The following is a 15,116-nucleotide window of genomic DNA, read 5'->3' on the forward strand; positions in this document are numbered from 1 at the left end:
GGCCGATTATCCTTCCTCGCCCTGCCAGACGCCCTGCTCCTGCAGGGAATCCGCCACTTCGCGGGGCATATAGTTTTCGTCGTGCTTGGCCAGCACGTTGGTGGCCAGGAAGCTCCCGTCAGCCTGCAGGCTGCCTTCGGCCACCACGCCCTGCCCTTCGCGGAACAGGTCGGGCAGGATGCCGGTATAGTGGGCGGTCATCTGACCGGCTCCGTCATGGACGACGAACGTATTGCTTTCGCCTTCCTGTTCCCAGCTTCCCTCGAGCACCAGCCCGCCGAGCCTAATGGGCGTGCCCGGGGCAATTCCCGACTCGGCGATCTCGGTGGGCGAATAAAAGAACACGATCTGGTCGCGCAGCGCGGTCAGGATCAATCCCGCCGCCAGCGCGAGCACCAGGCCCAGCCCGGCTATGATGCCAAGGCGCTTTTGCTTGCGTGTCCAGGCCATCTCTACTCCGTCAATCCAATCTCGCGCCCGAAATCCTCGAGCGCAACCCGGTCCTGCCCCGAAAGTGCGGCGAGCGCGCGTTCGAGGTCCTCGCGCGCCGCGTCCTCGCCGTCAAGCTCCAGCCGCGAGCGGACGAGCTGCGCCCATTCTTCGGCGGTGCCGCCCTCATCATAGAGCCGCGCCGCCAATCCATCCACCATGCCGCGAATCATCACGTCCATGGTCGCATCGGGCTCGCTGTCGCCCAGCGTTTCGCCCTCGATCCCGGCCTGAGCAGTAGCCAATCCGGCTCGCGCGGTGCCGATCCAGGCCTCCTCGCCTGTGCCGAGCGCCAGCAATTCCTGCCACAGGGAAACGGCTTCCTGGTATTCCCCGGTTCCGGTCAATACACCTGCGAGATAGAAGCGCGAGCGGATGTGCGTCGGATCGGCCGCCACGGCGCTTCGCAGCAATTGAAGCGCCTCGTCGGTCGGCTCGCCGTTGTTGTCCATGATCAGGGCTTCGGCCAGGCTCGATTGCCGATCGGCGGTCGGGGGCTCGAGCGCCAGCACGCGCCGCCATGCATTGGCGGCCTCGGCAAAACGCCCCTGCTCCATATAGATCGGCGCCAGCACCAGCCAGCCGCGCACGTCATCGGGCGTCTGGACCATCTGCGCCTCGACGGTCGCGATCGCCGCTTCGAGATCGAGTTCGGCCTCCGCCGGCAAGTCCCGGCCGGCAAGCGGCATCGCAGGCAGATCGGCGCGGCCGATCCACGCGTAAAGCCCCAGGCTGACCGCCGCGACCACGGGCAGCGCCGCAAGAACAATGGCCCTGCCCCCACCCAGCTTGGCCGGGGAGGGATTTTCCTTTTCATATCGGATGACCTCGCGCGCCAGCTCGGCGCGTGCGGCGGTCGCCTCGCTCTCGGACAGCCGGCCCGCAGCAAGATCGGCATCGATTCCGTCGAGCTGGTCGCGGAAAAAGGCGTGCGAGGCGTCCGTCGTCTCCGCCGTTTCCCTGGCTCGGCCGACGCCGCGCAGGCCGAGGATCAGCACGCCAATGATGACGAGAACCAGCAATATCGCGAAAATCCAGAACAAGTGTGAGGCTAACCCTTGAAAACCAATGAGATACCGTTTCTATAGGCCAATCCCGCGCGGATTGCAGTCAGGGAATTGGCGCGTTTTTGACGCACCCGCTATCCGCCGCGCGGCAGGTTGAAAGGCCGGCCCGACGCTTATGACCGAGCAATCGAAAACCATTGCCGTGGTCGGCGCCTCGCCATTCGCCTGGCTTCTAGCAGGCCTGTTGGCTGCTGACCACTCACGAGCCGTTGTGCTCCTCGGCCCACCCCCCAATCCACACCTCCTGCGTGCCGTCCCTTCCCTCACGCTCGCGCCGATCGCCCGTCCGCAGACGTGGTCGCTGCTGCGCGCCTACACTCGCCCGGCCGTTCGGCGGCTGATGCGAATTGCTCCGGGTATCGGCGAGCGAATCGACATGCAGCTCAGCGCCCGCTCGGCGGATGCCGCCATCGCGCTCGGCCATATCTATCGCACCGCCGACGGCTTCGGCTTTCCCATCGACCCGCCCGTCAGAACCGCCTCCGCTTCGGTTCTCACCCTGCGCGACGTCAGGGCATTCAATCTCTCGCTTCTTCTTTCCGCCGCCCCCGCTTGGCTCGCCTCGGTCAACGTCGCCCTGGTCAATTCGACGGGCGCGCTCAAGCTCAAGCGCGACGGCAGCGCGAGCTTCGGGACCACGACGATCGATCAGGTCGTTCTGGCCGATGACGCGGCGATCATCGATTGGCTCGAACCCGATGAAATCGCCCATTTCGCCCGTATAGAGCAATGGATCGGCATCGAAACCGCGCCCCAGCGCCACCATCGCTACCGGGTGGGCATGGACCTCGATAGCGGCGCGATCTTCGCCCAGGCCGGCGATGGAATCGTCCGCGCGGCGGCGCGGGACGACGACACGCTGGGGATAGCGCGCATCGCCGCGGCCCTGCCGTTCGATCCCGCCCCCCGCCTTGCGGCCCGCGCGCATTTCCGGCGTCTCGCTACTCATGACGGCGCTCCCGTGCTGGGCCCGACCCGACGCGGGCGGCTGTTCATCATCGCCGGCCTTGGCCCGCTCGATATCGTTCTGGCGCCGCTTGTTGCCACCATCATTGCGGAAAAAGCGACCGGTACGGACGCCCAGTGGGCAGCCGCGCATGGCGCGGACCGCAGGCAGCCGCGCCGCGATATCGCCGAAGTGGTGCCGGGACATCTTCCTGGGGGTGGAGCATGAGCAAGCCGGCCCGGCTCGGTGGGCAGTTGCCGCCCGAATTCTCCCGTCCCGTGATCGACCGGTCGCGCCCCCTGCGCTTCCGGATCAACGGTTACGCCATCGCCGGTTTCGAGGGCGATACGGTATTGTCGGCGCTGCTCGCCAGCGGGGTCGGCTCGGCCGGCGTTTTCGCGGGGCATCCCATCGCCCTCGATGAACATACCGCACCCGCCATCGCGCCTGCGGGCCAGGAGGATCGGTCCGATCTCGCCATGCCCATGGCCCTTTGCCCGGCGATAGACGGCGCGTCGCTGTTAACCCTTGGTCCAAGACCGGACAGGCCCGCATCCGTACTCAGGCTCCTCATGCGCCGCCGCGATTCTCTTGGGCTTGTCTATCGTTCCGGGTCAGCCGATCCGGGAGCCTGGATCGATGCGCCGGCTACCCGCACGATCACCACGGACGTTGCCGTCGTGGGCGGAGGCGTGGCGGGACTTTCCGCTGCTCTTGCCGCGGCCCAACGCGGTCTACGGGTCTGCCTCGTCGAAAAGGAAGCCACCCTGGGCGGGCTGTCGGTGTTCTTCGGCAAGGCCGATGGCGAACCCGCACCCGAGGATATGATCGGCGAACTCACCACAAAAATCGGATCGTCGGGATTGGTGACGCTGCTTCTGGGCACCCTGGCTTTCGATTTGAGCAATCACCGGATCGAGGCCGTCCGTGTCATCCGAAACGGCGCGGTTCCCCAGCCCGAGCGTATCTCCATCTCCGCCGAAACCGTCGTGCTCGCCACCGGCGCTGCTGGCCGTATACCGATCTTTGCCGGCAACCGTTTCCCCGGAGTCGTCGAGGCCAGCTTTGCCTGGCGCATGGCTGCTCGCTACAATGTCTGGCCCGGGGATAACGCGCTCATCCACACCGCCACCAATGTCGGCTACCGCATGGCTTTGCTGGGCGCGGCCAGCGGCAAGGAGATCCTGCGCACTTCCGATCCTCGCATCGATCCGCAAACGCGTTTCATCGAATTCTGCAAGGCCTACGGCTATCGGCTCGGTTGGGGCGTGGCCGTCGCCGGCGCCATGCCATCGGGCCGAGGTCTCGCGGTTGTCACGGCCGATGCTGAAACCGGTGCCATTGCCGACGATCCTGCCGTTTGCGACCGCCTCATCGTTTCAGGCGGCTGGCAGCCCGATCTCGATCTTTGGGTGAAAGCTGGCGGCGAGGTTGCCTGGGCCGGAGGCACGCAGCGCCTCTCCCCCAGCGGAACGCTCGACCGCATCGTGCTCGCTGGCAGCGCCGCGGGCTATGCCAGCCTTGCCGGGTGCGTCGATCATGGACGCATCGCACTGGAAGTCGCGCTGGGCGGCCTGGACCGGCCGGCGGACGACCCCCAGATCGACCCAATATTCGAAACTCCGGACGGCGCCTTGACCGTTGCCGGGCCCGTCCGGTCCAACCAGCCACCCGCCTTCGTGGCGCCCGGTGCCACGCGCGTGCTTGATGCGCCCCGCACGCGCGGCTGGGGCAGCCTCGCCGCGCTGGCCTCGGGAAAGCCGCTTCCGCCCGGGGGCGCACTCACGCCGCTCGAATTGGCCGGCGCCATAGCGGCAGGGCAGTTCGATCCCGCCTTTGCCACCGCCCTGAGTGCCGAACGCTGCGTCCTGCCCCGCGCGCTCGTGCCCTCGGATGCGCCCCATCCTCCTCACCGGCATGCCGCAGAGAGCGTTCCGCCCTATCTCGAACACCGGTTCGCAAGCGCGCAAGTGCAGAAGACGCTGGTATCGGACGAACCGCGCCGGTTCGATCCCGGTTGCCTCGTCTTCGCCAACACCGATCACTATTCCCCGCTCGATGCCGTGGGCGTCATTCTTTCGGGAGAGCCCGGCGCCCTGCGCGCATTGGTGGAAGGCCGCATATCCGACGACGGCACTGTCTATATCCGAGATGGGCAAAAGACCATCCCTGCCCGCTTCGATCGATCGCTATAGCGGTGCGGTCCGCCGTTCGGCGTTGTCGCGGGCCCGGCGCAGAATCTCGGCATACTCCGCATTGAAACGGATTTCGGCCATCTTGATCCCTGCTTCAACCCGTTCGCGCGCCGCCGCGTCACCGGGATTGGCGCGGTAGTGATCGAGTGCCCGGGTCACCAGCACCTCCACCGCCTGCCCGGTCTCGGTCCAGGCCTGGTCGAGCAACGCATTGACCGCCAGCGAATCCCGCGATTGCCGCACTGTCGTGAGCAGATAGAGCCCGTTCAGCGCGGCAAGAATCTGATCGGCATCGACCCGGTCGTTGCCGTCGCGCGGCCGGCGCAGGGCTTGACTCACATTGATGGTGATTTCCTTCATCGGCCGTTCGAGCCGCTCCGAGAGCTTGCCGATGAGATCGGCAATGATCGCGCCCCATACCGACCGTCGCTCGATCTCCAGGGTGGAGTTGATCGCGCGCATAAGGCGGTGAAATCGGTCGATCGATCTGCAGACGAAATCGATATCGGAAAAGAGATTGGACTGACCCGCCAGCTTGCCGATCTGGCCTTGGGCATGGCTGAGCACGGCCTCGACAAGCGGTGAATAGCCGGCATTGGTAATGCGGCTTTCCGAATTTCCGCCTGCGATGACCACCGCTGCTGCCATGGCCCGGCTCGGATTGGCCATCTGGCCGACCATCGCCTGCATCCACAGCGCGTGAGTTATGGGGTTGGTGATCGAGATCGACTGAAGCGCGGCCGCCAGCGTCGCTTCATCGGCAATGGTCCCGACCGCCACGCCGAACCGCTCCGCCTGCACCAGCAAAGGCCGGCGGCGCATGGCCACGATGACGCTCGGCAATCGCCTGCGCGCCTCTTCGCCGCCCAACTGCATGGAGTTGCGCCGTTCGAGTTCGCGATCCTCTTTTTCGGCCGCTGCGTTCTCCTTGAGCCGACCGAGCAGGTCCGGAAGCACCTCATCGAAGGCCTGGAGCGGATCGGCGCCCGCCTCGATGGCATCACCCAACCGAGCCGCCTCGGCCTGGGCGATGTCGCGCGCCATCCAGGCCCATATCGAACTGGCAGCATCGCGTTCGATCGCTCCGGCAAAGAAATGGAACACCGGCGGTTCCACCAGCACGCCCGAGAGTGCGCCCAGAAATGCGTCCCGCGCGGCATTCATCCGGCTGTCTTCACCAGCGGGCATCCGCTGTGAACTCTTCGCGCCATGAAGTTTGTCGGCAAGAGGCATGAAAATTCGAGCTGAGTTGGGAGCGAGGAATCGAAGCTCCGACTCTAGACGCAGGCGGTAAAAAAATCTTTGTGGCGCCTTAAAAAAATCGGGCGCCGCAATCGCGACGCCCGATATCTGTATTGGTACGGATCGGATTTAAGCCGTAACGCTCCAGGCGCCGTCGACTTCGCGGCAGGCCGTGCCAGACCGGGTGTAGGTCTGCCCGTTGAGCGTCACGCGATGGGAAAATTCGCGGCAATCGAGATTGTTGACGCGAACATAGGGGCCCACCGAAACCTGCCCCGAGGCGCCGCCGGAGGACCAGGTGCGCGGGGCGCCGGGACGGCCGAACTGGAGCGCATAGAACTGAGCATCGTTGGCTGCGCTGCGCTGGGCGGTGCTGAGCTGGCTGAGCGCGGCGCCGTCGATATAGTCATAGCTGCCCGGATCGAGACGCGCCTGCTGGATCGGCGTCGAGTCGGTCGGCTGTACGGGCTCGGGCGCAGGCGTCAGGACCGCCGGCTGCGGCGTGGCAACCTGGCTGGGCGCCTGGAACGTCGTCGTGCGGCTACAGCCCGCCACCACCAGCGCCAGCGAAACAAGTGCAATGGCCCTCAACATTTTCATTTCGCAATACCTTTCAATAACGGACGTATTCCGGTCCTCGTCGGTTTCTCTTGTCGGCCATTGAGGCCAAATTGCGTTCGGCTCGGGCACTTCTCAGCCCTATGTCCGGGCCCCTGTTCGAGCAGCCGGCAGCCGCAGGGTAGCATTAAGACCACCCAGGGCCGATCGGCTCAGCGTCAAATCTCCGCCGTAGATGTCTACCAGTTCCTTGACGATATCGAGCCCCAGCCCGCTCCCGGGCGTTTTTTCATCCAGTCTGACACCGCGGCGCAACACTTGCTCCGCTTCTGCGTCCGTCAGACCCGGTCCATTGTCTTCAACGACAATCGTGACGCTCCGGTTCCCGGACTCCCCGCTCTCCCGCGCCGAAAGCCGCACTTCCGAACGCGCCCATTTGCAGGCGTTGTCGAGAAGATTGCCCGCCATCTCCTCGAGATCACTTTCGTCGCCCCGGAACCAGGGCACAGATTTGGGCAGATCCACGGCAAGATCGCATTGCTTGTTGAGCTTGGCCATGACCCGCCCCAGCCTTTCGAGCACCGCCCGCGTATCGGCGCGCTTGCCGACCACGCTCGAACGCGCGGCGAGCCGCGCCTTGTCGAGATAGGTGGCAACGATCCGGCTCATATTGTCGGTTTCGTGCAGTACCGATTTTGCCAGCGTGGACTTGCCGCCATCGGCCTCGTTGCGCAGCACGGCAAGGGGCGTCTTGAGTCCATGGGCGAGATTGCCCACCTGGGCCTGCGCCCGCGCGATGATCTGGGTGTTGGAGCGCAGCAATTCGTTGAGTTCTTCGGCGAGCGGCGCGATCTCCTGGGGGTATGCGCCCTCCACGGTGGGTCTGTCGCCCTCGCGCACCGCCTCGATTGCCTCGCGCAGCCGCTCGATGGGCCGCAGGGCAAAGCGGGCGATCATGCCGCTCATGGCGGCAAGAATGATCCCAACCACCGCCAGAACGATGATCGCCTGCCCCCGGAAGGCATCCACGCGACCTTCCACGTCGGAATAATTTCCCGTGACGGTGATCACGAACCGCCCGATTTCATCGAGCGTGATCCAGCGCTCCACCGCCCTAAGCGTCTGGCCGTAATCGTCGGCAATAAGGCCCGACCGCGTGCCTTGCGCGTTGAAAGCGCCGGCCAGTTCAGGCAGCACCGTTCCGACCATGGAGGGGGAAAAATTGACCAGCGCTCCGGCTTCATCGCGCACTTGCCAGTACCAGCCGGAGGTCGGGCGCGAAAAGCGCGTATCTGAAAGCCCGATCTCGCTCGAGGCCGGCGAGTCCTCTTCCAGCGTCTGCCCCACCAGCGAGGAAATCTGGAAATCGAGGCTCTCGTTGAGGTCGCGATCGAGTGCCTGGGAATAGAGCTCGGTCAAAAGAAAGGCGGTCGCGACCAGCGCGACGACCAGCCACCCGGCCGACAGCCAGAACAGCCTGAAGGCGATGGAGCCCTTCTTCATCAATCCGCGAGGATCTGGTAGCCGAGACCCCGGATGGTCTGGATGAGGTCCTCGGGCAGCTTCTTGCGCAAACGTCCAACGAACACTTCGATGGTGTTGGAATCGCGGTCGAAATCCTGATCGTAAAGATGCTCGGTCAGTTCGGTGCGCGAAATCACCTTGCCCCGGTGCATCATGAGGTAAGCGAGCAGGCGGAATTCGTGGCTGGTCAGCTTGATCGCCTGCCCGTCCACGGTCACCCGGCCCGCCTTGGTGTCGAGCCGCACCGGTCCGGCGGTGATTTCGTTCGAGGCGTGCCCTGCCGCCCGCCGCACCAGCGCCCGCAGCCGCGCCAGCACTTCTTCCATATGGAACGGCTTGGCCACGTAGTCGTCGGCGCCAGCATCGATGCCCTGAACCTTGTCGCTCCAGCGATCGCGCGCGGTCAGCAGCAGCACCGGCATCATCCGGTTCTCGCGCCGCCAGGCTTCGAGCACGGAAATCCCATCCATGCGCGGCAGCCCGATATCGAGCACCACCGCGTCATAGGGCTCGGTATCGCCCAGAAAATGGCCTTCCTCGCCATCGGTCGCCGTATCGACGACATAGCCGGCATCTGTCAGCGCCTGGCAAAGCTGCCTGTTGAGATTTTCGTCGTCCTCGACAACAAGGATACGCATATTTGCCCGCCCGCTCTTTTTATCTATTGCGCACTCAGTGTCAGATTGCGCGCCTGCCCATTGGCTTCGAGCACCGCAAGCACATAAACCGGGCCGCCACCCTGTTCGCACACCTTGACGCTCAGCACCTCGGTTGAAGGATCGATCCCCTCGCGCGAAAGCACCGCCGCTACCGGCTGAATACGCCCCTCGGCCAGCGCCGCTTGAATGGCGGAATTGTCCCAGCACGCCCCCTGCGCCGCAACAGGCATCGCTGCCAGCGGAGACAGGAGGCTCAAGGCCAGGACCAGCGATGTGAGTCGGATCAGGAGGGTGCTTTTCATACGCCCAGTTTTAGCGATCGATTGCTGAACTGCAAATGAACGTTGGTCACTCTCCCTCGAGCAGGGCGTTGACACGCGCAAGAACTGCATCGCCAACTTCGGGGCAGGCGCAGATATACTCGGCGTTTCGCGCCCGTCAGGAGAGCGACTTCAAGTGATCGGAGAGAATGGCCCCGCCCACCTTGTACCTTCCGGCATCAGCACCTCGAAAGGATAGCCCTTGACCTGGTTGGTCATCGGGCAAACCGCGGACAACCCGGTCAACCGGTTGTAGCTCGCTGGCGAAAGCACGAAAGCAGGCCGCCTGCCAGCCTGCTCCCGCCCCGGCTGTGGATCGAAATCGAGCCAGACGACATCGTACCGGTCAGGTACGTAGGGACGGCTAGATTTCATTGCCGACCGCTTTACCGGTGGGCGTTTCACTGTGCAGATTGTCTTGGCTGACGTCGGCCAAGAGGTCGGCAAGTCTGATGCGCCCGCGCGCAGGCCGCACGATAAGTGCACCGCCCTCCACCGAGAGATCGACCTTAGATCCCTCGGTCACGTTGAGCGTTTCGCCATGGCGGCGGGAATTCGCAGCGCGTAGCTGTTTCCCCATTTGGCGACCTGGCAGCTCACACCTTCCCCAACTCGCTCTTGAGCCCCCGCCGCAAAAAGATCACCGCGAACGCTTCCATGATCAGTTGGGCGCCCGAATACTCACCGAAAGCGGGAACCTCGATCCCCAGCGCCTGCGCGATGCCGGCCGCCAGCATCAGCGCGCCGACAATGTAGGTCTTGTAGCCATCGAGAAAGGCCATGTCGTAAACTCCATCGGTTGGTTGAGAAGGAAGAAGAAGCGCAATATCGGCGAGCGCTGCCGCGCGCACATCGGCGACCCGGTTCGTCCAGCCGCGCCCGAAGGCCGCCCAGTGCGTCAGCCGCTGCAGGAAGCCCATCCGCTGGTCGCAAAGCGCCTCGACCAGCGCGCGCGGGTCGCGCTTTTGCACGGCGGCGAGGGTTATTGGTCCCACGAACCCGTCCTGCACCACGCCCACCAGCGCCTGCAGCGTCCTCACCGCGCGGTCGGGTCCGGAATTGACCGCGTAGTCGAACACGGCCAGGTCCACCCCCGCCGGCAACGATCCCGCCTTGCAGCGCTCCCAATAGAGCGCCTTGTAGATCGCCGAAGCTTCGTTCCGCCCCAACGCCTCGACCTCGCTCCTGGGCAAATCCCACCAGGGCTCGATTCCCCGCCAGCGGGCCAGCGTCTTGTGGGTGATCCCCATATTGGTGGCGCCGCCGGGATCGGAGGGATGGTCGACGAACCCACCTTCATGTTTCAAAATCTGCGCAAGGCAACGGGTCCAGCGCGAAGCCGGCATAGGCGTTTTCTCCTTGTGATTGTGTTTGGATGGGGCCGTGCGCCGAACGCCGTTAGCCGTTGTCTGAAAAGGACAATTCGATCCAGTCGCCCCCGCGCCTGACCAGCATCAGGCTGTCCTCGAAATTGTCGAGCACGCGGTCGCCCCCGAGCTTCAAATTTCCCGCCCCGTCGCGAAACGTCAGCGTTCGCCCTGTCGAGCCGGTGACGATCAGCACCGCCCCGTCAAATCCCCCCGAGATCGTCAGAACCTCATCCGAAGTCCCGCTCTCGGGCGCCGGCACCACATACCCGGTCGACGTCGCCAGAACACCGCCGGCGACGGTCGGGAAACTCACCGCGCACCCGGCAAAGCTGCCGAACGTCGCGAAGCCAGAGCCCGCCGCCAGCGTCATCGCCGTCGTGAAAGCCGCCCCGTCACCACTGACCTTGAATGCGAAATCGTCATTGCCCGACAGCCCGATCTCGGCCCGGCCCGACCAGTCGGATTGGAAAATGACCGTAGCACTGTCAGCCTCCGCTTCCTTATTGAGCGTCAGCCGCACATCGCCATTGCCGCCCTCGCCCGCCGGCACGGCCGTAAACAGCGCCGCCTCCGAGCGGACCGCCAGCTTGTTGGTTCCGTCGGGGTCGGTGCCCACCCCAAGCTCATCGACGCCATGCAACAGCGGCCGCCAGCCGCCCGCGCGGAACACCACCGCCCGCCCCGCGCCCTTATCCCAGGCCAGCCAACCCTCCGCCGGCGTCGCGAACCGCCATCCGCCTTCGGTCCAGGCGGCGACCTCCCCGTCCCTTCCCTGCCAGACGCCCGTCGCACCGGCCCCGATGGCATACGTCACCGCCCCCGCCGGCTCCTCCGGCGGCACGGTTTCCGCCAGCCCGTCCAGCCGCAATTGCACCAGTGCGTCGAGCAACAACACCGCTTCGTTGTGCGTGACATGTTTCTGCGCCTGCTCGGGCGCGATCAGCGGCAGTCCGAGCCGCTCGGTTTCACTCATGAAAACACTCCCTGTGCCCTATGGCCCGGCCCCAGCACCGGACTGATCTGCTCGACGGCGAATCCGAACGTCGCGGGTAGCGCTCCGAAATCGGCGACCTGCTCGGTGGCCGGATAGATCAATCCGACCTCTCCCACCGTCACCACCCGCACCACCGTTTCCCCATCGGCAATCGTCACCCGATACCGCTCCGGGGAGAAATCGAGCGGCACGTCCGCGAACGTCCAGGCATTGCCCCCGATCCGGCTGCCCCGCATCCACCTCAGCACCACGTCACCGCTGCCGGCATTGCGGCTGGCCTTGAGATGCACCGGCGCCAGCGGCAGAGCCGTGCCGATATCCACGTCCACGCCAAGCTCAACGCCTTCAGCATCCCGCAGCCCTGCATAGGCCCGAAACGCCCGCCGATCGCCCAAAGCCCCGTGCGGGGCCGCCACTCGCAGGCAGTGCCGGTCGAGTACCATCACGCGGTTGCCGACCCCAGCCACCTCGGATCGCGTCGCGTCCAGCCCGCGAAGCAGTCCCGTCAGCCGATAGATCGCAGGTCCGACAAGCTCCGCACGCTCGAACCCGACGACCTCCCAGTGCCCCGCATCGGTCAAAACCGCCAGCCGGTTCGCCGAAGCCAGCACAGTCTGCGGCTCCGCCGATGCCAGATGCCCGCCATAAAGTCTCACCTCCAGTTCCCCGGCCCGATCCCAAACGCCGCGCGGCCCTTCCCCCAATTCCAGCGTCAGTTCGCCCAGCGTACCCGGCACCGTGAGCACTCCAAGCTCGCTGCCAGTCCCCGCATGGCGCAGGCTGACGCTTCCCGGCCACGGCTCGGCAAATCCTGCCGCCACCAGTTCGGTGCCGCCATCAGCCGCCGGCAGGTGCGCCACCGCAATCACTGGCGTCACCGGAATTGGCGGCCGCATCTGCGGCACGCGCCGTGGCGGAGCGGCAATCGTTCCCACCACGGTTTCCCCACGCGCCGAGGCCGATACGCTGCGCATCGCCCCGTCCCGCACGGCATCGACAACGAACGGCCCATCCGCCACGCCATCGACGCCGATCAAATCCCCCGCTTCCAGCGCCATCAGCGACGGCGGCAGCGCCAGTTCCAGCGTGTCCCCGGCCCGTCGTATCGCGCCCAGCATCCCCTCGGCCACCGCCCGCGCATCGGCGGGGTCAAGCACCAGCCCGGTCTCCACGCCCGCATTGCGCTCGCCTTTGGGCGAAACCGCCAGCACCGAAGCGGTCTGATAGTCGCGGTCCCTGTCGAAGTAATTGAGCGTCAACCGCCCGGCCATTTCCGCCGGATCGCTCCGCTTGCGCGACAGCAGCGCCCCATCGGTCACCGCCAGATCCTCACGCGCAAGCGTTGCAACCTCCCGCGCATCCCCGCGCCGCCACGCGATGCCCTGGTCCGTATCGAGGACCGCCAGCCCCAGAGCCTCGACGAGGCTTGCCGACGCATCGCGCAAGCTGGCGACCGCCTCCACACCCAACCCCCGCACCAGCGGCGGCTTTGCGTCGATCCGGCTCACCGTCACGCCGAAATCCTTTGCCATGGCGGCGGGCAGTTCATCGGCTCCTGCCGATCCCAGGCGCCCGTTCAGCCAGTGCCCCGTCTCGTAATTGGCCGCGTCCGACCACACCTCTGCCATCCCCGGAAACGCCGGATAGGGCCGGGCGTCCCAGCACCAGAGATAAATCCTGCCGGTGTCGAGCATCCGCCCGCCATAGACAGGCGAGGTCGGATTGTGCGCCGCTTCGCGCCAATAGTGATGACACGCCCTGAGCGCCTGCCGCTGGACCAGCGGATCGGGCGTCCCGCTCGAAAAGGGCGGCCGCGCATCCTCCGTGCTCTTGGGGTCACCAAACGCATTGGGCGCATTTGGCCCCTTGTCCACCGCCCCGCATCCGAGCTCGGTCAGCCAGTATGGCTTAGAAAACGGCACCCACGCCGTCGGCGTCTCGTTCCGCACACCCCCGATCCGGTCGTGATGCGGCTGGCTCCAGAAATTTTCCAGGTCCTTGTAGCGCCAGATCCAATCTTCCCCATGCGCACCGTCGCTGATCGGCGTGCGCACCTGCGCCTCCCGATCGGCCTGGGATGCATAGAACCAGTCATACCCCTCGCCGCCCGCGATATTGCCCTTGAGATAGCCGAGATCATGGATCGAGCCCGCCACCTCGGCATCCTTGTGGCTCTCCCCGTCCCGCCAGTCGGCCAGCGGCATATAGTTGTCTATACCGATCGCATCGATATTGTCGTCGGCCCAGAGCGGGTCGAGATGAAAGATCTTGTCCCCTGGCGCATTTTCCGGTTGCAGTCCCGAATATTCCGACCAGTCCGCCGCATAGGTGATCCTGGTCGCCGCCCCCACAATGGCACGCGCTTCCCCTGCCAGCTCACGCAGCGCGTCGACGAACGGAAAGCTCGAAACTCCCGAGCGCACCCAGGTCAGTCCCCGCATTTCCGAGCCGATCAGCATCGCATCGATCCCGCCCGCATCGCGGCCCAGCCGTGCATAGTGCAGGATCATTTCGCGATACCCATTGCCCATGAACGCGGTCACCTGCCCGGCGGCCGCGCTCGTGCCATTCGGCGATCCGGGAACCCCCGGCGCCGGATGGCAGGTGATCCGCCCCCGCCAGGGATAGGCCGGCTGCCCCGCCCCGAGCGTATAGGGATCGGCCAGCCCGTTCCCATGCGGAATATCCATCATCACGAAGGGATAGAGCGTCACCTTGAGCCCGCGCGCCTTCAGATCGGCGATCGCGGCCTTGACCGCCGCATCCGAGGGTGTCCCGCCATAGGCCGGCCCGCCTTCATGCGTGCTCACCACATTGGCCGCGCTCCGCCCGATCCCGGCGACGGACCAACGCGTGCCCTTGACCTCCTTGTCCCGGCCTTCGACGCGAGGTTCCACCAAACACTCGCCGCACCGCAGATCGGTCCCGAACCAGGAGACCACCAGCCCCACATGTTCGAGGTTGGGGCACAGCGCCACCAGCTCGTCGATCGAGATGTCCCAATCCGATCGCGCACCACTCAGATGGCAGTTCTCTGCCTCGCTGCGCCCCGGCCCCAGCACCCGCACCCTCGGCTTCGGATCATACCCGAATTCGGTCGAGCCCGGGATCACGCACACCGCGCGGATATCGCGCTCCAAATCCCCCACGGGCCGACAGATCTCCGCCGAGATATTGGGAATGCGGTTGCCGAACGGGGTCAAATCCAGCCGCTCGAACACCAGATAGCAAATGCCGCGATAAGCCGGCGCCGCCCCCTGCCGCGCCACGATGAACCCGTCCGGCTCCTGATCGTTCGTGCCGCGATAGAACCGGATATCGAGCCCGTCGGTTTCCAGCACCTTACCGTCCGCCCAGATACGCCCAAGATGGGCCACCTCGCCCTCGCACAGCGCCAGCGCGAAGCTCGCGGCGATCGCACCCTCCTCGGCGCTCCGCCCGAATCCCTTGATCCCGGAACTCTCCGCCGCGATCCGTTCCAGCTCGGTAGCCCAGATGATATTCCCCGACACCCGGCTCCAGCCATAGATTCGCGGGATCGGCCCGCCTTCGCTCGATCCCGTCAGCCGTACATCGCTCTGGGCCCGGCTCGGCCGTTCCCCGAAGAGCGCATTGTCGACCGCATTCCCCGCCAACGCCCCGAGCGCCCGCCCGATCGTCGCGCCAACCGGCCCCCCCATCGCCCCGCCCACGACCTGCCCAGCCAATGAAAGCGCAAGTGTCGCCATGAATTATACCTTTCTTGCTGGTGT

General features: G+C 65.5%; 14 protein-coding genes. 2 read left to right on the plus strand and 12 right to left on the minus strand.

The features are described 5' to 3' along the window. Positions 1-6: 6 nt before the first annotated feature. Both ccmE and ccmI read right to left on the minus strand, forming a co-directional pair. Positions 7-450, minus strand: a complete 444-nt coding sequence (gene ccmE, locus NO934_RS02510) for a cytochrome c maturation protein CcmE (protein WP_309162059.1) — start codon at positions 448-450, stop codon at positions 7-9. 2 nt (positions 451-452) lie between these two features. Continuing rightward, positions 453-1,532 (minus strand): c-type cytochrome biogenesis protein CcmI, encoded by a 1,080-nt coding sequence (gene ccmI, locus NO934_RS02515; protein WP_309162061.1) that lies wholly within the window; start codon positions 1,530-1,532, stop codon positions 453-455. Between the two features lie 139 nt (positions 1,533-1,671). Here ccmI and NO934_RS02520 point away from each other — a divergent pair, with 139 nt between their 5' ends. Together NO934_RS02520 and NO934_RS02525 are read left to right on the plus strand one after the other, a co-directional pair. Then, positions 1,672-2,730, plus strand: coding sequence for a hypothetical protein (locus NO934_RS02520; RefSeq protein WP_309162062.1), 1,059 nt, complete (start codon positions 1,672-1,674; stop codon positions 2,728-2,730). Further along, positions 2,727-4,697, plus strand: a complete 1,971-nt coding sequence (locus tag NO934_RS02525; protein ID WP_309162063.1) for an FAD-dependent oxidoreductase — start codon at positions 2,727-2,729, stop codon at positions 4,695-4,697. Before NO934_RS02520 ends, NO934_RS02525 begins: the two co-directional genes overlap by 4 nt. On the opposite strand, the gene NO934_RS02530 is transcribed toward NO934_RS02525, so the two are convergent. From NO934_RS02530 to NO934_RS02575, 10 genes are all read right to left on the minus strand, one after another. Next, entirely contained in the window at positions 4,692-5,885 is a 1,194-nt protein-coding gene (locus tag NO934_RS02530) for a hypothetical protein (protein ID WP_309162065.1), read from the minus strand. The two genes, NO934_RS02525 and NO934_RS02530, sit on opposite strands and share 6 nt — an antisense overlap. 183 nt (positions 5,886-6,068) lie before the next feature. Then, positions 6,069-6,539 carry a hypothetical protein gene (locus NO934_RS02535; RefSeq protein ID WP_309162066.1) on the minus strand — a complete coding sequence of 157 codons (471 nt, stop codon included), beginning with the start codon at positions 6,537-6,539 and terminating at the stop codon, positions 6,069-6,071. 99 nt (positions 6,540-6,638) lie between these two features. Continuing rightward, positions 6,639-8,000, minus strand: coding sequence for a HAMP domain-containing sensor histidine kinase (locus NO934_RS02540; RefSeq protein WP_309162067.1), 1,362 nt, complete (start codon positions 7,998-8,000; stop codon positions 6,639-6,641). After that, positions 8,000-8,659, minus strand: coding sequence for a response regulator transcription factor (locus NO934_RS02545; RefSeq protein ID WP_309162068.1), 660 nt, complete (start codon positions 8,657-8,659; stop codon positions 8,000-8,002). Before NO934_RS02545 ends, NO934_RS02540 begins: the two co-directional genes overlap by 1 nt. Before the next feature lie 23 nt (positions 8,660-8,682). Further along, entirely contained in the window at positions 8,683-8,982 is a 300-nt protein-coding gene (locus tag NO934_RS02550; RefSeq protein WP_309162070.1) for a hypothetical protein, read from the minus strand. Between the two features lie 150 nt (positions 8,983-9,132). Further along, positions 9,133-9,375, minus strand: a complete 243-nt coding sequence (locus NO934_RS02555; RefSeq protein WP_309162071.1) for a type II toxin-antitoxin system PemK/MazF family toxin — start codon at positions 9,373-9,375, stop codon at positions 9,133-9,135. Then, entirely contained in the window at positions 9,365-9,580 is a 216-nt protein-coding gene (locus NO934_RS02560; protein WP_309162072.1) for a hypothetical protein, read from the minus strand. The genes NO934_RS02555 and NO934_RS02560 overlap by 11 nt, the downstream gene beginning before the upstream one ends. Before the next feature lie 16 nt (positions 9,581-9,596). Further along, positions 9,597-10,346, minus strand: a complete 750-nt coding sequence (locus NO934_RS02565; protein WP_309162073.1) for a glycosyl hydrolase 108 family protein — start codon at positions 10,344-10,346, stop codon at positions 9,597-9,599. 52 nt (positions 10,347-10,398) lie between these two features. Beyond that, on the minus strand, positions 10,399-11,343 hold the full coding sequence (locus NO934_RS02570; RefSeq protein ID WP_309162074.1) for a DUF2793 domain-containing protein: 945 nt from the start codon (positions 11,341-11,343) through the stop codon (positions 10,399-10,401). Continuing rightward, entirely contained in the window at positions 11,340-15,092 is a 3,753-nt protein-coding gene (locus NO934_RS02575) for a glycoside hydrolase/phage tail family protein (protein ID WP_309162075.1), read from the minus strand. The genes NO934_RS02570 and NO934_RS02575 overlap by 4 nt, the downstream gene beginning before the upstream one ends. Between the last annotated feature and the right edge of the window lie 24 nt (positions 15,093-15,116).

The organism is Pelagibacterium sp. H642 (genome assembly GCF_031202855.1).
In the GTDB taxonomy this organism is placed as follows: domain Bacteria; phylum Pseudomonadota; class Alphaproteobacteria; order Rhizobiales; family Devosiaceae; genus Pelagibacterium.